At 58.0% G+C, this 17,734-nt stretch carries 19 protein-coding genes; 7 read left to right on the top strand and 12 right to left on the bottom strand.

The annotated features are described in order from the left end of the window. Window positions 1–235 precede the first annotated feature (235 nt). Both DVJ77_RS02985 and DVJ77_RS02990 read left to right on the top strand, forming a co-directional pair. Window positions 236–631, top strand: coding sequence for a carboxypeptidase-like regulatory domain-containing protein (locus tag DVJ77_RS02985; protein WP_114843948.1), 396 nt, complete (start codon window positions 236–238; stop codon window positions 629–631). A 226-nt stretch (window positions 632–857) separates the two neighbouring features. Next, on the top strand, window positions 858–1,295 hold the full coding sequence (locus DVJ77_RS02990; protein ID WP_114843949.1) for a VOC family protein: 438 nt from the start codon (window positions 858–860) through the stop codon (window positions 1,293–1,295). Between the two features lie 262 nt (window positions 1,296–1,557). Here the strand turns inward: DVJ77_RS02990 and DVJ77_RS02995 are convergent, their stop codons facing one another. Next, window positions 1,558–2,316, bottom strand: coding sequence for an SDR family oxidoreductase (locus tag DVJ77_RS02995; RefSeq protein WP_114843950.1), 759 nt, complete (start codon window positions 2,314–2,316; stop codon window positions 1,558–1,560). Between the two features lie 21 nt (window positions 2,317–2,337). Further along, entirely contained in the window at window positions 2,338–2,739 is a 402-nt protein-coding gene (locus DVJ77_RS03000) for a nuclear transport factor 2 family protein (RefSeq protein ID WP_114843951.1), read from the bottom strand. Between the two features lie 188 nt (window positions 2,740–2,927). Between DVJ77_RS03000 and DVJ77_RS03005 the strand changes: the two genes are divergently transcribed. The 3 genes from DVJ77_RS03005 to DVJ77_RS03015 all read left to right on the top strand — a co-directional run bounded on the left by DVJ77_RS03005 (window position 2,928) and on the right by DVJ77_RS03015 (window position 6,025). Then, the gene (locus DVJ77_RS03005; protein ID WP_225427752.1) at window positions 2,928–3,560 is read left to right on the top strand and encodes a TetR/AcrR family transcriptional regulator; all 633 of its coding nucleotides are present in this window, start codon (window positions 2,928–2,930) and stop codon (window positions 3,558–3,560) included. A 285-nt stretch (window positions 3,561–3,845) separates the two neighbouring features. Next, window positions 3,846–5,045, top strand: coding sequence for a serine hydrolase domain-containing protein (locus DVJ77_RS03010; RefSeq protein ID WP_162791348.1), 1,200 nt, complete (start codon window positions 3,846–3,848; stop codon window positions 5,043–5,045). Between the two features lie 110 nt (window positions 5,046–5,155). Beyond that, window positions 5,156–6,025 (top strand): hypothetical protein, encoded by an 870-nt coding sequence (locus DVJ77_RS03015; RefSeq protein ID WP_162791349.1) that lies wholly within the window; start codon window positions 5,156–5,158, stop codon window positions 6,023–6,025. A gap of 11 nt (window positions 6,026–6,036) precedes the next feature. Here DVJ77_RS03015 and DVJ77_RS03020 read toward each other — a convergent pair whose 3' ends face one another. The 6 genes from DVJ77_RS03020 to DVJ77_RS03045 all read right to left on the bottom strand — a co-directional run bounded on the left by DVJ77_RS03020 (window position 6,037) and on the right by DVJ77_RS03045 (window position 12,138). After that, entirely contained in the window at window positions 6,037–6,534 is a 498-nt protein-coding gene (locus DVJ77_RS03020; protein ID WP_114843955.1) for a hypothetical protein, read from the bottom strand. Window positions 6,535–6,701: 167 nt separating this feature from the next. Further along, complete coding sequence (locus tag DVJ77_RS03025; RefSeq protein ID WP_114843956.1) at window positions 6,702–8,549, bottom strand: hypothetical protein; 1,848 nt, start codon at window positions 8,547–8,549, stop codon at window positions 6,702–6,704. 22 nt (window positions 8,550–8,571) lie between these two features. Beyond that, the gene (locus DVJ77_RS03030; RefSeq protein ID WP_114843957.1) at window positions 8,572–9,483 is read right to left on the bottom strand and encodes an ABC transporter ATP-binding protein; all 912 of its coding nucleotides are present in this window, start codon (window positions 9,481–9,483) and stop codon (window positions 8,572–8,574) included. A 13-nt stretch (window positions 9,484–9,496) separates the two neighbouring features. Further along, window positions 9,497–9,904, bottom strand: coding sequence for a GntR family transcriptional regulator (locus tag DVJ77_RS03035; RefSeq protein WP_114843958.1), 408 nt, complete (start codon window positions 9,902–9,904; stop codon window positions 9,497–9,499). Between the two features lie 538 nt (window positions 9,905–10,442). Further along, window positions 10,443–11,597, bottom strand: a complete 1,155-nt coding sequence (locus DVJ77_RS03040; RefSeq protein ID WP_225427754.1) for a dipeptidase — start codon at window positions 11,595–11,597, stop codon at window positions 10,443–10,445. Between the two features lie 334 nt (window positions 11,598–11,931). Next, window positions 11,932–12,138 carry a hypothetical protein gene (locus DVJ77_RS03045; RefSeq protein WP_114843960.1) on the bottom strand — a complete coding sequence of 69 codons (207 nt, stop codon included), beginning with the start codon at window positions 12,136–12,138 and terminating at the stop codon, window positions 11,932–11,934. A 198-nt stretch (window positions 12,139–12,336) separates the two neighbouring features. On the opposite strand from DVJ77_RS03045, the gene DVJ77_RS03050 reads away from it, so the two are divergent. Together DVJ77_RS03050 and DVJ77_RS03055 are read left to right on the top strand one after the other, a co-directional pair. Beyond that, the gene (locus DVJ77_RS03050) at window positions 12,337–12,504 is read left to right on the top strand and encodes a ribbon-helix-helix protein, CopG family (RefSeq protein WP_114844215.1); all 168 of its coding nucleotides are present in this window, start codon (window positions 12,337–12,339) and stop codon (window positions 12,502–12,504) included. Further along, a complete protein-coding gene (locus tag DVJ77_RS03055; RefSeq protein ID WP_114843961.1) occupies window positions 12,494–12,847 on the top strand; it encodes a VOC family protein in 354 nt (117 codons plus the stop codon). Before DVJ77_RS03050 ends, DVJ77_RS03055 begins: the two co-directional genes overlap by 11 nt. A gap of 31 nt (window positions 12,848–12,878) precedes the next feature. On the opposite strand, the gene DVJ77_RS03060 is transcribed toward DVJ77_RS03055, so the two are convergent. The 4 genes from DVJ77_RS03060 to DVJ77_RS03080 all read right to left on the bottom strand — a co-directional run bounded on the left by DVJ77_RS03060 (window position 12,879) and on the right by DVJ77_RS03080 (window position 17,670). Continuing rightward, on the bottom strand, window positions 12,879–13,721 hold the full coding sequence (locus DVJ77_RS03060; RefSeq protein ID WP_114843962.1) for a class I SAM-dependent methyltransferase: 843 nt from the start codon (window positions 13,719–13,721) through the stop codon (window positions 12,879–12,881). 410 nt (window positions 13,722–14,131) lie between these two features. Continuing rightward, window positions 14,132–15,124: a chymotrypsin family serine protease gene (locus DVJ77_RS03070; RefSeq protein ID WP_162791350.1), complete on the bottom strand. Its 993-nt coding sequence runs from the start codon at window positions 15,122–15,124 to the stop codon at window positions 14,132–14,134. Between the two features lie 340 nt (window positions 15,125–15,464). Next, window positions 15,465–16,640, bottom strand: coding sequence for an aminotransferase class V-fold PLP-dependent enzyme (locus DVJ77_RS03075; RefSeq protein ID WP_114843965.1), 1,176 nt, complete (start codon window positions 16,638–16,640; stop codon window positions 15,465–15,467). Between the two features lie 265 nt (window positions 16,641–16,905). Further along, a complete protein-coding gene (locus tag DVJ77_RS03080) occupies window positions 16,906–17,670 on the bottom strand; it encodes a class I SAM-dependent methyltransferase (protein ID WP_114843966.1) in 765 nt (254 codons plus the stop codon). Between the last annotated feature and the right edge of the window lie 64 nt (window positions 17,671–17,734).

Genomic DNA, 17,734 nt, shown 5'->3' on the forward strand with positions numbered 1-17,734 from the left:
GACGCGCCTAGGCCTGCTCGGTTAATTTAAACCCGCCTTCGTCATGGATCATCCAACGGATCGATTCAGGCGATCAGGTGTGATCCAAGACGTCACAAGAAGAGACGCCTCTCCAACAAGGAAGATAAGTACCTCGGCAGCCACCCCACTGCCGTGATCCATTGACATCGATTGCAAACCGACCACTGCGCGAGCAGTTGAGCGGTTTGTCGCGCCACAACTTTTGAGCCCCCACATGAAAACCAGCAAGAAATCCGCAGCCATTGGGCACCAGCATCAAAATCGCCACTACGCGCTCAAGCTCATGACGGCGATAGCCGTGAGCGCATTCGGCACCATCGCAGTTAACGCTGCATACGCGCAGTCAACCAGCTCCAGCATTCTGGGCAAGGCCCCAACCGGCAGCACCATCACGGTGCACAGCGACAAGGGCATTACCCGCCACGGGTCCCCTAACGACACCGGTCGCTACAACCTCCCCGCGCTGATACCCGGAACCTTCGTGGTGTCGCTGGAAAGGGACGGCAAGACGCTCGCCACGGTGCAGGGTGTTCCGCTCTTTGCTGGCAGGGCATCCGAAGTGGATTTTGCTTGCGACAACGACCAGTGCACTGGATCGTTCAATCACTGATCGCGCGGGCCTCGGTGTCATGCCCCTCGGGCATGACACCGAACATCCGGGCGCACGCCCTACGGCATACACTTTGGTTTCCAAAAGTGCGCGGACTGGTACGCTCACGCGGTGAAGTCAGAGATGAGTGATGCAATAGCTGGATAGAGCCCCGCGCTGACACGGCTTCTGAATAGTTATCCCACGGTCCGTTGTCAGAATAATGGCCACCTTGTAGGTTGGGCACATGGCGCTTAAACGGATGGACAACGTAGGCATCGTCGTCGATGACCTCGAAGCGACGATCGCTTTCTTTTGCGAGCTCGGCCTCGATCTCGAAGGGCGGGCCACGATTGAAGAAGAATGGGCCGGACGTGTCACTGGACTGGGCGATCAGCGCGTTGAGATCGCCATGATGTGCACGCCGGACGGCCACGGCCGGCTTGAGCTCTCCCGGTTTCTCGCACCGCCTGCTATCGCGGATCACCGGAACGCTCCGGTGAACGCTTTAGGCTACCTGCGCGTCATGTTCACCGTGGACGACATCGACGAGACGCTCGAAAGGCTCCGCAAGCGCGGCGCGCAGCTCGTGGGTGAAGTTGTTCAATATAAAAACGCGTATCGGCTTTGCTACATCCGCGGCCCTGAAGGGATTCTCATCGGACTCGCCCAAGAACTTGGATGATAGCCGACACCACAACGCAGAGCGCTTGCATTCGACTATTGAGTACTTGACCCCTCTGAAATTCAAAGCGATGTGGCCACCCTGCGGTACACACTTTGGTTTTCCAAAGCGCGCATATCCTTGGCGCCATGCCCAATGTGGGCACTAAACCGTAGATGGCTGCCCCGTATGCAGGGACATGACAGTTGCGATCAAGACCTGGTTTAGGAGCTAGAGCGCCATCCATGGCGCAGCGCGGATCCAGGTATCCACGGTTATCGGCTCAAGCGCCGCCAAAGATCGCTAGTGCCTGCTCGTTGAAGCCATTGACGAAACCGTGCTCGCTCGGGCCGACATTGGCACGGAACATCTTGGCGGCCTCGACCACGATCTCGTCCGCATCCGTGCCAAGGATCGCCATCGCTTCGGCAATGAACAGATCAAGCGGCATGGCTTGTTCGGCCTCCTGGCTGTTCATGAGTTCGGTGCGTACCCAGGGCGGCGCAATCTCAATCACACGAACGCCCGTATGCCGGAGCATGAAGCGCTGCGACAGAATGTAGGAATGAAGCGCCGCCTTGGTCGATGAGTAAATACCGGTAACGGCCAGCGGTACGAAGGCAAGCACGGAACTCGTGTACGCCACGACCGCGTTGTCCTTGCCCTTCAGGTGCTCGATCAGCGCCGATGTCGTGCGAATCGGCCCCAGCAGATTGGTCGAGACGGTCGAGGTCAACAGGGCGTCGTCGATCTTCCCGGCAACGGCATCGGGTTGCATGATGCCGGCGTTGTTGATGAGGACATTGAGTTCGGGATGATCGACGATCAATTTCGCTGCCACGCGATCGATGCTGATCGGATCGGTGATATCGAGCTCGACCGCTTCCATACCGGGATTGGCTGCGATCACGGCGTTGAGATGACTGCGCCGCCGGCCGGCGATAATGACCTTGTTACCCAGCTTATGCAGCGCTTCGGCGAGCCCGCGGCCGATGCCCGAGCCGCCGCCAGTAATAAAGATGGTGTTGCCTGTGAGTTTCATGAGAGTTCTCCTTAGATAAGATCAGGCGGGGAAGCGATTGCCAAACATCGGCAATCCACTTTTGGATTCGGCTTGCGTTGCTTCGTCTTGCAGTACGTCCCAGTGCTCGGCGAGCTTGCCGTCTTCGATGCGCACGACATCCGCGGCGATCCATGCCGCTGGACGTCCGATGCCGGAGAACCGTCCATGCACGATGACGTAATCACCCTCGGCCAGGATCAGGCCGTGCTCGTAACGCAAGGTGCCGGGGATGCTGCGAACGAGGTTGAACAAGCCTTCGCGGCCCGGTTCGATATGTGCGCTGTGCTGGATGTAGTTACCAGACCAATAGCCTACGGCGGCTTCGTAGTCTCGCTTGTTGAACAGTGTGTCGAATGCCTCGAGGACAAGGGCTTTGTTCTGTTCGGATGAGGTCTTTGACATGGTCGCTTCCTCTTCGATGGTTGGTAGTTCAGGTGACGGTGTACTTGGTGCGGATTCGTCGATCTCACCCTAAGCACTCGGGTTAGCTGCTGGCATTAGCCTCAAATCACAATGGTGACCACCATTGATGTGAGTTATCATGGCGCCACCTTCAGGCCATTGTCAATGGTGATCGCCATTGTCATTCCATGCAAACCATGGCCGGGTTGCCAGACAGGAGTGGTCATATGGGCGTTTCAAAGCAACAAGCCATTGAAAACAAAAGATCTATTGTCGCCGCCGCGGAAAAACTCTTTCGCGAGCGTGGCGTAGCGGCAGTGGGCTTGACCGAGCTGACCAAGGCTGCCGGCTTCACCCAAGGCGGCTTCTACAACCACTTCAAATCGAAGGACGCCTTGGTCGCTGCCGTCATGGAGAAGGCGATGGAAGATGGTGCAGCCCAGCTCATCGCCGGTATCCAGGCGTCGAAGACCAGCGCGGCCGATCCGATGAAGCGGCACATCGAGTGGTACTTGTCCCCGGATCACCTGACCAACATCGAAGCGGGTTGCCCATTGACAGCGTTCGCCGGCGATGTCCGGCGACTTGGTAAGGAGGCGCGTCAGTCCTATGCGCGCGGACTGAGGTGGAATGTCGATCAGCTAGCGAACGTAATCGACGACGAGAACCCACAAGAGAGAAGAAGAAAGGCCATCGCGCTATTCAGCCAGATGGTTGGCTCGCTGATGCTTTCGCGTGCAGTGGCCGAGGTTGATCCTGACTTCGCCGATGAAATACTGAAAGATGGACGCCAGCAACTGCTGCAAGCCATCAAGGCCTGAGTAAAACCAACGAACTCAAAATAAGGGGTCAGAAAATAAGGCGACAGTGACATTTACCCCAAAAGAAAATCTCACTGCCCCCTTTGTTTTTGCGCGTCAGGCGTGCCGGCTGGATGCGCGACGACTGCCAAAGTCATGCCCATCGACACGCGCGTAAATATCTACGGTGGTGATAGCGTACTTGCGATGTGACGATTCGCCGATCCTACCTGTGAGGGCCGTATGCAGCACCATCTCTCGACTGCATTGTTTGGGCTTGTTGCACTATGCACTTCAGCGGCCTGCATGGCCCAGGCCACGCCGACGCCGACGCCTCCATTGCGAGGCGCCGCATTAGACAAAGAAGTACAACGGCTGATGGCTGAAGGGCACGTACCCGGTTTCGCCCTGGCGGTGATCGAGAACGGTAAGGTCGTACACCTGCGTGCTTACGGTGAACGCGATACACAAAAGAAACTGCCGCTGACCGTCGACACGGTGATGTACGCGGCCTCGATCACCAAGGCTGCTTTTAGCTACAGCGTCATGAGCCTGGTCGATCGACAACGCCTGAACCTGGACACGTCGATCGCCGATCTGTTGCCCAAGCCCTTGCCCGACTACCCCAAATACACCGACCTCACCGACGATCCGCGCTGGCGCAAGATCACCCCGCGCATGCTGCTAAGCCATAGCACCGGGTTTCCCAACTTTCGCTCCTATCCGCCTGACGGCAACGGCTACGACCCGAATAGCAAGCTGAAGATTTACGCGGAACCGGGCAGCCGTTTCGCTTACTCCGGCGAAGGCATCAATCTGATGCAATTCGTGCTTGAGAACGGTCAGGACACCGATGTTGTGACCTTGATGCAGAAGCAACTGTTCACCCCTTTCGGCATGACCCATAGCAGCATGACCTGGCGCAAGGATTTCGCCGACAATCTGGCCATCGGTTATGACGAATCGGGCAAGCCACTTGGTCACAAGCAACGCGAGTCGGCGCGTGCCGCCGGGTCGATGGATACCACGATCAGTGACTATGCGAAGTTGTTGGCGGGCATGGTGCGTGGCGATGGACTGAGCGCCAAGACGCATGCCGAGTGGCTCAAACCCGTGCAACGCATCCGCTCCATCCAGCAATTTCCCACGCTGGATACGGCAACCACCACGGACAATGACGGCATCAAGCTCTCCTATGCGCTGGGGGTGGCGGTATATCAATCGCCCCAGGGGCCGGCCTGGTTCAAAAGCGGCCATGAGGAAGGCACCAACAATCTCGCACTGTGTCTGCAACAGTCTCGCAACTGTGTGCTGATCATGAGCAACAGCTCAAACGGCGAAAGCATCTACAAGTACGTGATCGACGCCGCCCTTGGACCTAGCTGCTTTCCGTGGTTCTGGGAAAGCGATATTCCGTATGACCATCCCGAGTGGCGCCGCCCCGAGCATCGAAACCAGCCACATCCGCCCTGCGGCGCCCCACAACCGCAACCTACCGCTGCCTAGCCAGGGCGTGCACGCGTAACTTTGGGATCGAAACCCTATCAACGCACATGTCAGCGTGGAGATGAGAAATGGGTACGTGGGGAAGTGGACTCTACTCGGGCGATTTCGCCATGGATCTGCGTACAACCGTTGGTGCGGTTGCACGACTGCCTTACGACGCCGACCGGCTCGTCGATATCCTGTGCGAGACGGAGCCAGGAGCAGCAAACGATTCCACCCATGAAGACCACCTCACCTTCTGGCTGATCGTTGCGGATCAGTTCGCTAAACGCGGCATCGTTTGCGACCGCGTGCGGGAGAATGCGCTGCAGATTATCGACAACGGTGCGGATATCGCCAGACTTCAAGAGCTTGGCATGAATGAGCCTGGTCTCCGCAAGCGGCGTAACCAGCTACAAAACGTGCGCACGCGAATAGCAGCGGCGAATGCTGCCAAGCCGCGCGCCGTCCTAAAGAAGCCACAACCGCTATTGATGGATGTCGGGGACGTGATCGCTTACCCGATCCGACGCGGGGCTCCAATCAACCCTTACTACACCACCATCCGAATGGAGAACGGCCGGCCCTGGATACAGGACGGCTGGGGAGTAGCGGTAATCATCGACCGGGGACGCGCCTTCGAATTTCTGTCGTGGTACAGGCCACTGACCATGGCGGAGGCCAGCAATGAGAAGCCGCCATTGGACTCATTGCGCGGCAATGTGCGTTGGCGGCTCCAACAGCCGGGAACTTGCTCGGCGAGTCATTTCAAACGCATGGAGATAGAGAAGATCGGCAGTCTGGCGATCGATCCGGGGAAGCTGAAAAACCTCTGGCCGCGACTTAGTCCTGGAACCCTGCATGCGGCCAGCGATATTTCCCTGGGGAATAACTTGCGCGCAACTCCCCATGGCGAAGAAGAACCCAAGCGGTTCAAGCGCCAAGACTTGATCACCAGCCTTGAGCAGATGCTATGCGACGAGCATCGCCCCGCCACATAGTCCACTACCCTTTACCTCTTTGAACAACTTTCATTCTCGCTAGTCACACCGACGAGTTGCCCCTTGGCAAACTCCAGATTGACCGTCGCGCTCTGCGAAGTCGTTGGCGCGCCATGGGATGTAAGGCGATTAATGTTTAGCTGGATAAGCACCCCCAGACGATTGCACTTGGTGAAATCACCTTTAATCAGGGTGCGACCGACTAGCTCCGCGTTGATGCGAGCCAATGAGGCAGAAGTTACTTCAACAGAGTCCAGCGTGACTCGGCTGACCTTAAGCGTGTAGTAGCCCGAATCGTTATCGAACTCCTGATCTATTGAATACGAACCTTTGCCTCCGTTGCAGGTAAATGACACTTCTTTCTTAATTGACTGAGACACGGCGAAGTGACTATCTAAATTGTCCTGCACTATCTTGGCTGGACTGATGACAACGGGAGCAGTCGTTTGCTGAGCGCTAGCGAGTCCAACCATCATGATCGATGCCATGATTGCAGCCGAAATCTTCATGAATAACCTCAAGGAATAAAGACACCGTTCTTCAGTCCGACCGCCTCAAATCACGCCCCCGCACTGAAGCCGTGAGATCAGGCGATCAATAACGCGGAACTGGATTATCTAGCGACACCTTTTTTGCCCCTCGGCCAGAGCGCGGCACACGAGGCAGACCCATACCATCAATTCAACGGAGCCAGGCGCACGGGCATGGGAAGCATCCTGTGACGGTATTGGGGCGCGTTGCCTGCAACTAGCCAAAAAGCCAACAAAGCAGGCAGGCCAAGAATTAATCCGGTAACGGCCCATGCCAGGATGCCCATGCCACGACTACCGAGGCGGCTTGCATAGGCAGCGGACAACGCTGCGCTAAGCAAAGTCATGATGGTCGCCAGCCACAGCACTTCTGGCGGCGGTAAGTTGGGGTCGGCTGGGTTCAAACGCTCGTGACCTGCGAAGAGTGTGGTCGCCCATTGAGTGACGTGCTCGATCACAGGCGAGATCCACATGTCGATATAGCGAAACCACACGGGAAAGTCTTGCGTGATGGTACGCGTGGCGATCATTTGCCAGCGCCCTTGCCGATCCACGTGCAGTACATATTGCGCCCGCTGGAACGACTCGTAACGGAGCGCTCGGTAATACGCCATCGACACTACGTAGCCATCGTCGACATCGGCTATGTTCACGCGCGACAACACGTTGATCGGTCCCTGCAGCGGGACACGCACGCCGACCCTTCCATCATGTTGCGCATTGGCGTCTGCGTCGATGTGGAGCGCCTGATCGCTTAAGGCCAGCACATGCGTGCCGATCATCATCGGTGGCGCAGCGAAGACTTCACCGGCGGAAAGAGTCTGCCACGACTCTACGGCGCGCGAGTGCTGGTCATAACGCCAAGCCATGTTGTGGCCCAGCAGGGTCACGCGATCGTTCGTCTCTGATGGGTCCAGAAACGCCATGGTCGGGGTGGGAAACATAGCGGCGCCTGGTGGCGTCAACCGACCACGATCACTGAGGCCGTCAGCCAGTCCATGACCCACGAACTGCATCCGATCGTGGCTGAAAGTCCAGCGTGCGTCGTTGGTCTCATCGGCGAAACTGAGCGGCGCCAGGTTGGTGAACTGCTGACGCTCGGGCAACGCGTCCAGCATCGGTCCGTAGCGATCCACTTTGCCCGACTGAACTTGAGTCAACCAGCGCCCCGCTGACGAATCCTTGCTGGCGCGCAGGCCCATGACCAAGAGGGCTTTGTCCGTAGCCCGCTGGCTCTCCTGCGCAGTGCCATGCTCGGGTGCGGATGCCGTCGCTTGTGCCGACCCCAACGCAATCCAAGTCATTTGCAAGCCGATTCTAAGGGCCGCGACCAGCACGACATAGATACATACGCTGGTTGGGATGAATGCCGCGATCAGTGGCAGCGGGCGGGCCGGTGCGCTGACGCGGTCTGGCCGAAAGGTTATCCATACCAGCGTGGCCATGCAGCCGAGAACCAGTACCTGTAGCAGTAGCGACCACCAGGCCTGTGCATGTGCCTGCAAGATCAGCAGCAAGAACACCAGCGCGCCAAAGCCGTACCTTCGGTTCGCCAACGCAAGGTAGCCACCCGTCAGGTATCCAATCAATGCCACCAACAGCGCAGGTAGCGCCATCAGCCAGTGCCGAGTGTCGACCACTCGCGCCGTGGCTTCCGTTTGCCACAGCGCGATCAGCAAGATCGGCAATGCCGTGGTCACGGCTAGCCATACCGCACCAGCAGCGAAAATCGCGCCGCCGATGCGCCATGAGGGCAGTGGCCGGTGGATAAGCTGAGCCCAAGCGGCCGGCTTGGTGTAGCCGGTGATCTGGTAAAGGCCCAGCAGAAGTCCTCCAAGGGCATAGCAGGCGCCAATGACGATGTAGCCGATCGGCGCCTGTTGAGCCAAGTCGTTGGTCTTGGACATGAAGCCGAGCATCAGCAGGTGGCCGACACCGGCGATGGCGGCCCAGATACGAAAGCGGCGCAATTCGGCCGCAAATAGATGCCACATGTTGCGATCCTCGAATGTGTGTTTAGGCAGCTACGGGCATGCGATGCCCTTTCGCCAGGAAGCCGTTGACGGCGCGGTCGAGGCTGACCGGCATACTTTGCGTGGAGCGCGCTCCATGTTGCTGCAGGAATAGTGCGAAGGCATCGTCTTGGTCCAGCACCAGATAGTGGTGCAGCCCGTCAATGCGCTGTACTTCCAGCAGGCCAGGGATTGAGCTCGGGTCAGGTCCGCGGAAGGGCATCTCGGCGATCCAGTATCGGACGCGGGCGCGGAAATCATCCGGCGGTGACGTATGACGCAACGCGCCACGCTCAAGGATCACCAGGTTGTCCGCAACACGCTCGATTTCGTCCATCTGGTGCGAGCAATAGACCACCGTGCATGACTGCGTTGTATTGGAGTAAAGCAACGCCTCAAGAAATGCGCGTTTGGCGACAACGTCAAGACCCAGCGTCGGCTCATCCAGAATGAGCAACTTCGGTTGCTGCGCCAGATTGACCGCCAAGTTCACACCGGCGCGCTCGCCACGAGATAACTCACTGATGCGTTGGCGGGCTCTGACGTCGTAGTGGCCGATGACCTCATCGTAGATAGCCTGGTCCCAGTTCGCGTAATGCTGTCGCTGCATCGCTATGAGTTGTTCGACGCGCATCCATGACGGCAACGTGTGCTCCTCGTTGACGAAACCGATGAGGCCGCGGTCTGCTGGCGTCAGTGCATCACTAGCGCGCCCCAGTACCCACGCACGCCCTGCTGTCGGCTGCAAGAAACCCAACAGAATGCGAAAGAGCGTGGACTTACCGGCACCATTGGCACCAACGATGGCATGTATGGCACCTGGGTCCATGATGAGATTCAGATTATCCAATGCCATCTTGTCGCCGAAGCGCAAACTCAACCCTTCGGTGCGGATGACAGGAGTGTGGTTGCTCATTGCGGCTCCTCGCTCAGGCAGACAGGCGTGACACAGCACGCAGGGCGTCATCTAGACGGGCGAGAGCGTCGCTGGCGGGCACGCCCAAAGCGACGACCTCGTTGACGAATCGATCAATGGCCTCGGCAAGGCGACGCTCGCGTTCGGCCGAAGAGAATCTTGCTCTCGGCGCAGTGACATACAGGCCCAGCCCCTGCCGGGGTTGCAGCCATCCTTCTGCCGTAAGTTCGGCATAGGCTTTGGCAACGGTGTTCGGGTTGATCGACAACTGCTGGGCGAGGCCTCGCACGCTAGGTACTTGCATGCCTGGTTCGAGTTCACCGCGGGCAACCTGCATGCGTATCGCATCGACGATCTGCTTGCTGATAGGTCGAGAGTCACCGGTGGCGACACTTATCATCAAGGGATTAGTTCTCGCCATGGGGCGACTCCATACATGTGTACTGTGCGTACTAGTACACATGACTGATGAGCACCTGTCAACAAGGCTCCAAGCGATTTTTCGCACCAAAGCGATCATTGGCGCTTTCGCCCCAAGATATTGTTTGGCGCCATCGATGGCATGACATGGGTCAGGTCGCCCCCTGCGCGTCGACGTGCGCGAAGTGATACCCAACGTGGCGGATGTTGGGGTTCGCGGTGATGCCTAATACCGCGCAACGTTGCAGTTGCATGTGCACATGGTCCGATGCGCTTTGCGCCATGTCGATCATTTGGCGATGACAGCGAACACGCTGGAGAGGTGGTTGAAATCCACTTCGGCGTTCGGGGTAGGTTGGGGTGAGCGCGAGCGAACCCCAACGTGGCGCAACGTTGGGGTTCGCGGTGATGCCTAATGCCGCGCAACGTTGGGGTTCGCTTTGCTCACCCCAACCTACGCATCATCCAGCATCTCGTTGATATCGTCGCGCAGGCTCTCGGGCGTGGACCTCTTAGATCCGCCGAGCTGTCACCTCTGTTTAAGCCATCCAGATGTCATTGAAGACACGACTGAAATTGAGTCCAAGCACCTTTTCCGCCACCCGCGCACTGTAGCCGTGACTCAGCAATGCATCGGCCACTCGCTCCAGCTTGCGCGGGGTATTGAGGTCAGGGATGTAAAGAGGACGGTTTTCACCCGGCGCGGCAACTCCCTTTTTGATTCGCTCCTGGGTGTACGCCGCCATCGCCTTGAGGTCACTCTCCGTGACTTCAAAAACGTTTGTATCGGTACCCATGCCGACATGATCCTCGCCGCAGACATTCAGCGCATGCGTCATATGGCGCATGTAGTCTTCGAGCATGGGCTGCCTGGTGTCCTCCGTTAGAAACGGCAGCATATAGATGCCCATGACACCGCCCTTGTCGGCAAGCGCCTTCATCTCGCGGTCGTCCTTATTTCGCGGATGCGAAAAAACAGCGCGGCAGCCTGCATGAGAGATGAGCACGGGCTTGGTCGATAGGGCAATGCCGTCGGCCGTGGTGGCCGTATTGGCGTGACTAAGATCCAACGCCACGCCCAAGGCGTTCATTTTGGCTATGGCCTCGCGCCCCAGCTTGGTGACGCCATCCGAATCGCCGTCCAGACAACCGCAGCCCAATGGGGATTTGTGGTTATAGGACAACTGCATCACTAGAACGCCGAGCTTTCGGAATAGCTCAATGCGATCGAGCTTGTCCCCCAACATGGTGGCCGCCTCAAACGAAAAGATCAGGGCGACTTTTTTCTCGCGTTTCGCGCGGCCAAGATCGTCGTGCCGGGCAACTTTGATAAAAAGATCAGGGTATCTTTCGATCAGATTCTGCGCATCGGCGATGTCGTTCACCGCCTCCTCAAAGGACCCCTGAAATCCACCAAGGGTTGTCTTCAGCGCAGTAATTCCGCAATCGCGCACGACCGCCAAGTCTGCTTTCGTTTGCTCATTGCAGCACAACTGACCGATCGACGGCGTGCTGTTGCCATCGAGAACCAATGCGTCGCGATAAAGATGGTCGCCGAGTGTTGGCGGCGGGACGCTAGCCGGACTGGGTTGGCGACCGGCTTCGCCCGAGATCGCCACGGGTGACATGGCCGCCGCAAGCAATGCCTTGCCTGAAAGCGACAGAAACTTCCTACGTGCTCCAAGTCCGCTCACTAACCTCACCTCACGCCATATAAAAAGAGAACGCCTTCGTCCAAGCATCTCAAATAGCGAGGACTCCATCGCTTCAGATGCATGTCCAGTTTATGGAGCCGAGACACTTTCATTGGCCTGACGCATGACCTCACCCCGGCCAAAATCCAGCTTTGGCCGGTTGTATCGAAGGCATGTCAGACAGCACACCGACCGTCTCTCTCCCCTGCCCCAGTCTGCGACCAGGTTGGGTTCTTGTCATATGCTCGTGGTCATGCTCGCGCGCCGGACGGCAACTGAACCCAAGAATGTTTACGACATGCAAGGGCTTGATCGGGGTGTCAGGTCAGCCTAATCACAGCACGCCGGATAATGTCGGCACGATTCGCACATGGCCGACGCTGTTGACGTTGCGATAGACCAGTTTCATGTGCGCGGATGCGAAATTGTGGCACTGCGAGCAGTTATAGGTTTCACACCCTGCCAGGGATGCGCAGGCCACGACCAGACTCAGCGCGATGGCGATGCGACGGGTAAGACGACATAGCAGTAGCGTGGTCATGGCAATCTCCGAGCGTTGATTATGAGCGGACTGAAAACTTTTACAGCCGGTTACGACATCATCGAAAACAAAACGGGCTTGTTAGCAGAGCGTCGGTTAACGCGAAGTGACAACATTTGGCGTTGCCCCCCATCTTGTACTGTCCCGTTCGTCGTATTAGCATGCTAGCAAACTAGCACCAACGGTATGGCACTGCCCATGACGGACCCCGTTAAGCAATTCAACGTGTACTTGCCGAGCGAACTGATTCGCGAGGTCAAACACCATGCCGTCGAGACAGAGCAATCGCTGTCGGCCATTGTGGCTACGGCCTTGCGTGCCTATCTCGACGCACATCAACGAAAGCGGAGGAAGCATGAAAACTAAAGGCATCAACGGCATCCTGATCGAAACGCATAACTGGGGCCAAACGGTTGCGTTCTGGCAAGAGCTTGGATACGAGCTGGAATTCGAGACGGATCACAACTCAGGCCGCCTGCGTCATCCCAATGGCGGGCCCTACATTTTTATTGCGGAACGGCCGAGTCATCATGTGCTTCAGGTAGTACTCGGCTTAGCGGTTGCCGATGCGAGTCAGTTCACGCCACCGCACAGCGGTACGGTCCTGCGGCCGTTCGAGGAGCAGCATTGGCCGGTACTGCAAATGCTGCTCGCAGACCCTGATGGCCGGCAGCTTGCGGTGGATGCGCCGCTGCCGTCAGAAAAGTAGCCGAGATGACATAGCGATTTCATCAAGCTGTTTAGCGGCGTGTCGCCAGGACACCGTCCAGCGCCAGTTGCGCCTTGAAACCCGCCTTCTCCAAACGTTTCTCCACTTCGCGCGGGACGTCGCGGCCACTGGTGAGCTTGTTCGGACTCCCCGTATAGTGAAACAGGCGTCCGCCGCGACGGAGCACGCGTGCAAGTTGATCGTAGAACGCCTGTGAGTAGAGCTCACCGGCGATACCGAAACGCGGCGGGTCGTGCAGCAGCGCATCCACCGAGGCGTCGGCGATCTGCATGATCGCCTGTGACACGTCGGCATGGTTGAGTTGCAGACGGCCGCCGCTGGCGGGCGCATCCGGATCCGGTGACCAGGGGTTAAGCGTACGCAGCCACAGCACGTCGGGATTCTTCTCGAACGAATGGATGCGCGCCACGCCAGCCTCAAGACAGCAGGCCGCGAAGTAGCCAAGGCCACCGCAAGTATCGAGCAGCACCTTGCCGTGCGGCTCGACCAATGCCACTTTACGGCGCGCATCCTCAAACGGCGATTCCTTCGCCGTGGGTAGCATCTTGATACCGTCGATCTCGAAGGTGGGAGCGCCCCACTCCGTAGGCACCAGTTTGATAAGCGAGCCGGAAAAGCGCGATACCGGCGCGAACTCATCGCCGTCCCAGTAATAAATCGTGCGGTCTTTCAGCTTGTGCGGATACGGGTAGTACTGACCGCCCCATTGCCAAGCATCCGTCTGCAGCAACGCGCTGCCGTTTGAACGCCCCAGATCCAGTGACCCGGTCCATTCGCCCGCAGCGGCAGCGTGTGCAGCCAGCAGTGTCTCGGCGATGGGACGTGTGAGCAGGGGGCCGGAATAATGCGACACGAAGGGTAATCTCCTGGAATAGCAGCGAAAAAGATGTCTCACCGCCGAATGCAGTCCACGGTGTACTCAAGCAGATGAAGGGACAGCGGTCGATTCAAGAGACTTATGACTATCTCTTCGAATTTATTTACTTGGCTACCAAGTACGACCTGAAAATCGATCAGAAAGACCTCAGCGAACTCTCGCATGGAGAATGCTTCGGCTTGCTTCTCGTTTTCTATCTCATGCTGGATCGACAGGACATTCTATGGGTTATTGACCAACCAGAAGATAACCCTGGATTGCCCCCGCAAGCAGGGCGCTTTATCTGCCTCGCGGGGGCCTGCTCAAAGGTTTGAGGACCGATGCCTTCGAGTTCGCATAGCTACATCAACATTATTCCCCCCGGTACGATGGGAAAGCACGCGTGCTTAGGCCCAAACCGTCGAAACACCGAGGCGAGCCTCCACGTTAGCGATCAATGACATCATGCCAAAGTGCCCAGCAGGGGCGAAGGCTCCACCACGACTTGCACCGTACAGAAGGCCCAGCGCAGTCGACCCAACACCGTCGAGAACCAGCGATCCGGAGTCGCCGCCATCCACGAAGACACCGCCATTTCCGAAGATCTCCACCTGTTCAACGAGGTAAGTATTGCCCCCCCCTGGCGACCAATTGATAGTCATCCATTTGCCGACAACCTGAGCACCCAAGATGCTCCCATTCGTCGGTCCGGTCATAAAGCCTCGCTTGCGCACAGTTTGGAATATCGCCGGCTCGGCCGTCGCGGTCACTGCGGGTATCAAATCAGGAAAACCAAGGCCTTGGCCGGAAATTGCTCGCGAGACACCACGCCCCTGTGCTGCCGCCCCATTGGTCCGAAACACACCAGAATCGGTCGTGCTCACCCTTATCGGCGAAAGCGGCAACGGTGGCGTGTCCGGAAAATCAACACGAAGAACATCACCGACAAGGTCATCTAGTATCGGCGGGACACTTGCGATCAGATTCGGCGTCTTTGACTGCCAGATCTGCGTTCCAACTGGACCGGTGACATGGAAGTTACTCAGCCCAAGTATCTCCCCCGTTGCGGTATCCATCACCAGAGCACCCATTGTGCCGAAACCGCGTGCTTGGGACTCGATCCTGATTCCACCACGAAGCTCGGGGTAACGATCCACGTCCGGGAACGCGACCGGCTCATATACACGCTCGATGATGCAGACCGCGACACCTGCGATTTCACTGGGTAATCCATCAGGCACCCGTGAGGCATCCTCCACGAGGATCCTTACGGCAAGCTCATCAGAAAACTCGCCGTTCTCCTCTCGTGCACCAAGCCCTATGCCAACCACGCCAGGAAGGGCAAGCAAGCCAAACTCGACCTGAGCCTTCGCCTGTATGAGTTCTTCCGGAATGTCCATGAGCGCCTCCATATTTGGTGAATAAGATGGCTACACGTTTCAACGGATTGTCGGGATGTTCCCGGCCACAAGCCGGATAGAGCAGCGAAGATCATGGCACAGTTCTCTGGGATTGGGACTCGACTACATATCAGCCTCATCCGCATAAAGAAGTCCATCTGCGCGCAATGGATCAAAGCGCATAGGGGTCATTTGGACTAGCCTAGGGCCGTGGCTACTGAGACTCAGCGCAACGTCCCTACCCTGTCGATGACTGATGATCCCTGCGCCTCGGTGGTTAACCACGAGTGCTACGCAAGTGGGTTATGCCACGGCCATGACTGCCGAGCAGCTATTGACGCTACGCCAGTCGCGTCAATGCGGTAGCCAAGCGCTCCACATCCTCGTCGGTATTGAGATATGAAACCGAAGCACGGGCGATCCAATCGAGCCGCCGTGCCCGCATGTCCAGCGGAGTAAAAGGAATGCCGTTGGCCGCGATCTGGATCTGTTCTGCCGCGAGAATGGATTTGAGATCGAGCGCTTGATGTCCGCGCAGGTTGAACGATACCAGGCCCGAACGAACACCTTCGCCCAAGTCATGGACGGTCAGGCCAGGCACGCGCAAAAGTCGTGTTCTCAGCGCTTGTGCGCGAACAGCGATCTCCGCGGCGATATGGTGTGCGCCTAAGGTCAACGCCAGGGCGATCGATTCGGCTAAGCCGAGCAGAAGTGCTATCGGCTGCTCGTCAGCCTCGAAGCGGCGTACGTCGGCGCGCAACGAGAAATTCCCGCTAGTAAGGGGCGCATCGCGCGACGATGGTTCCAGATGTTCCAAGAACGCACGACGGACATAGAGAATGCCCGTATCGGACGGCCCACGCAGATGCTTTCGTCCTGGGCATACCAGCACATCGCATTGCAGCTCCTTAACGTCGACGGGAATCTGGCCGACCGCCTGCGCAGCATCAATAAAATAAGGGATGCCGGCTTGCCTGGTCACCTTGCCAACGGCGACTGCGTCGTTAATCAAACCACCATTGGCAGGCAACCAGGTCAGCGAGACCAGACGCACCCGCTCATCGACGACCTTGGCCAGCGCTTGCGCATCGACACTGCCATCCGCCTGAGTAGGAATGACCTCAACGCTAGCCCCGAAGCGCTGAGCCGCACGCTCGAATGCGGCCAGGCTACCACCCCATTCCTGTCGCCCCACGAGGATGCGCTCCCCCGGCTTGAGCGGTGGAAACGCGGCAAAAAAACAGTCGAAACCGTTGGAGCATGAGCTAGTAAACGCGATCTCATCGACGTCGGCATTGAGCAACGTTGCAGCGTCGCTGCGAGCCTTATCCAGTCGTTCGGCGACGTGGGCTGCCGCCGCCATCGGGCCAAGTTTCGACTCCAATGCGAGGTGTTCGCGTATCGCGTCGATGGCCGCAAGCGGCGGTAGCGACAAGCCTGCATGATTGAGGTGCACGGCATCACTCAGGCCCGGCGTCTGCGCACGCAGGTGTGCAAGCGTGGTCACCGGAATCATGCCGACACACCTTCGTGAAGCAGAACTTGAGCATCCGCCTCGGCCAAGGCCAGCAGGCGCCCTACTATCGACATGCGTGCCATACCCAACTGCGGCACATCGCGGATTTTCATCGAATCTTGCATCTGGTGCTGGTGCCGGGCCGTATTCGATCGGAGCTTATCTGTGCCAGATCCGGCTAACAACCGGATGCAGCACGGGACTCAGCAAGGTATGACGTCGCGCAGCCATCGGCTTGCGCAACGTCGATTTCAAACGTGCCCAATCAGGCGGCAGGCTTGCGGAACCGGTAGATGAACTGATCGGTCTGGCCGCGGATGGATTTGTCGAAGACCTGTTTGGTATGTGCATCGGTCGTATTGCGAAGCACGTTCAACTCGCCATCGAAAACGAAACCCGCCGCTTCTACCTGTTGCTTGACGATCGCCGGATCGATGCGATGAAGCGTGTCGGTGTCTCGCATGCCCGAGCCAGCCTGCGCCGCGTGATCGATAATCACGAACAAACCACCTGGACGCAATGCATCGAATACCTGCTTATTGAGTACAGCCGGATCCACGCTGCCCATGAACTTATCTGGATAGTCATGGTAATTCTGCGAGGTGAACACCAGGTCTACCGGCGCGGGAGCGGTGAGCTTGTCGGCGGGCTGCAGCATCACTTCGATGTTGCCGTAATGCGGCTGCTTGGCGACCTCGCGCAGCTTATCCGCAAAGCCCGGCTCCACCTTCTCGTAGGCGGTGGGAAAAACGGCGTAGACGTGGCCTTGCGGCCCGACCACGGCGCTGAATACGCGACTGAAATACCCACCGCCGGGAATCAGTTCGAGCACCCGGCTGCCTGGCTTGATCTCGGTGAAGGCGATCACGTCGACCACCTTTCGGCGAGCGTCATTGGCCGCATCCGATTTTCGGGCCGGATCATTCAAGGCCGTGCTGAGCGTGCCCGGCGCCGCAGGTGCTGCGGGTTGAGCATGTGCCGCGGCAGGTAAGGCAAACGCGATCAGAACGGCAAACAGAGTGTGACGCATCAGAGGCTCCATGGATGGGTGAGGACGAGTATGCGTGTTGCGCTTCTTTCGCACTACTTCATCG

Origin of the sequence: Dyella tabacisoli (genome assembly GCF_003350925.1) — a bacterium.
Classification (GTDB): domain Bacteria; phylum Pseudomonadota; class Gammaproteobacteria; order Xanthomonadales; family Rhodanobacteraceae; genus Dyella_C; species Dyella_C tabacisoli.

Bases quoted from the DNA above. Each gene is read 5' to 3' on its own strand.
- DVJ77_RS02985 (WP_114843948.1), top strand. From the start codon at position 236: ATGAAAACCAGCAAGAAATCCGCAGCCATTGGGCACCAGCATCAAAAT.
- DVJ77_RS02990 (WP_114843949.1), top strand. From the start codon at position 858: ATGGCGCTTAAACGGATGGACAACGTAGGCATCGTCGTCGATGACCTC.
- DVJ77_RS02995 (WP_114843950.1), bottom strand. From the start codon at position 2,316: ATGAAACTCACAGGCAACACCATCTTTATTACTGGCGGCGGCTCGGGC.
- DVJ77_RS03000 (WP_114843951.1), bottom strand. From the start codon at position 2,739: ATGTCAAAGACCTCATCCGAACAGAACAAAGCCCTTGTCCTCGAGGCA.
- DVJ77_RS03005 (WP_225427752.1), top strand. From the start codon at position 2,928: ATGCAAACCATGGCCGGGTTGCCAGACAGGAGTGGTCATATGGGCGTT.
- DVJ77_RS03010 (WP_162791348.1), top strand. From the start codon at position 3,846: ATGGCCCAGGCCACGCCGACGCCGACGCCTCCATTGCGAGGCGCCGCA.
- DVJ77_RS03015 (WP_162791349.1), top strand. From the start codon at position 5,156: ATGGATCTGCGTACAACCGTTGGTGCGGTTGCACGACTGCCTTACGAC.
- DVJ77_RS03020 (WP_114843955.1), bottom strand. From the start codon at position 6,534: ATGAAGATTTCGGCTGCAATCATGGCATCGATCATGATGGTTGGACTC.
- DVJ77_RS03025 (WP_114843956.1), bottom strand. From the start codon at position 8,549: ATGTGGCATCTATTTGCGGCCGAATTGCGCCGCTTTCGTATCTGGGCC.
- DVJ77_RS03030 (WP_114843957.1), bottom strand. From the start codon at position 9,483: ATGAGCAACCACACTCCTGTCATCCGCACCGAAGGGTTGAGTTTGCGC.
- DVJ77_RS03035 (WP_114843958.1), bottom strand. From the start codon at position 9,904: ATGGCGAGAACTAATCCCTTGATGATAAGTGTCGCCACCGGTGACTCT.
- DVJ77_RS03045 (WP_114843960.1), bottom strand. From the start codon at position 12,138: ATGACCACGCTACTGCTATGTCGTCTTACCCGTCGCATCGCCATCGCG.
- DVJ77_RS03050 (WP_114844215.1), top strand. From the start codon at position 12,337: ATGACGGACCCCGTTAAGCAATTCAACGTGTACTTGCCGAGCGAACTG.
- DVJ77_RS03055 (WP_114843961.1), top strand. From the start codon at position 12,494: ATGAAAACTAAAGGCATCAACGGCATCCTGATCGAAACGCATAACTGG.
- DVJ77_RS03070 (WP_162791350.1), bottom strand. From the start codon at position 15,124: ATGGACATTCCGGAAGAACTCATACAGGCGAAGGCTCAGGTCGAGTTT.
- DVJ77_RS03075 (WP_114843965.1), bottom strand. From the start codon at position 16,640: ATGATTCCGGTGACCACGCTTGCACACCTGCGTGCGCAGACGCCGGGC.
- DVJ77_RS03080 (WP_114843966.1), bottom strand. From the start codon at position 17,670: ATGCGTCACACTCTGTTTGCCGTTCTGATCGCGTTTGCCTTACCTGCC.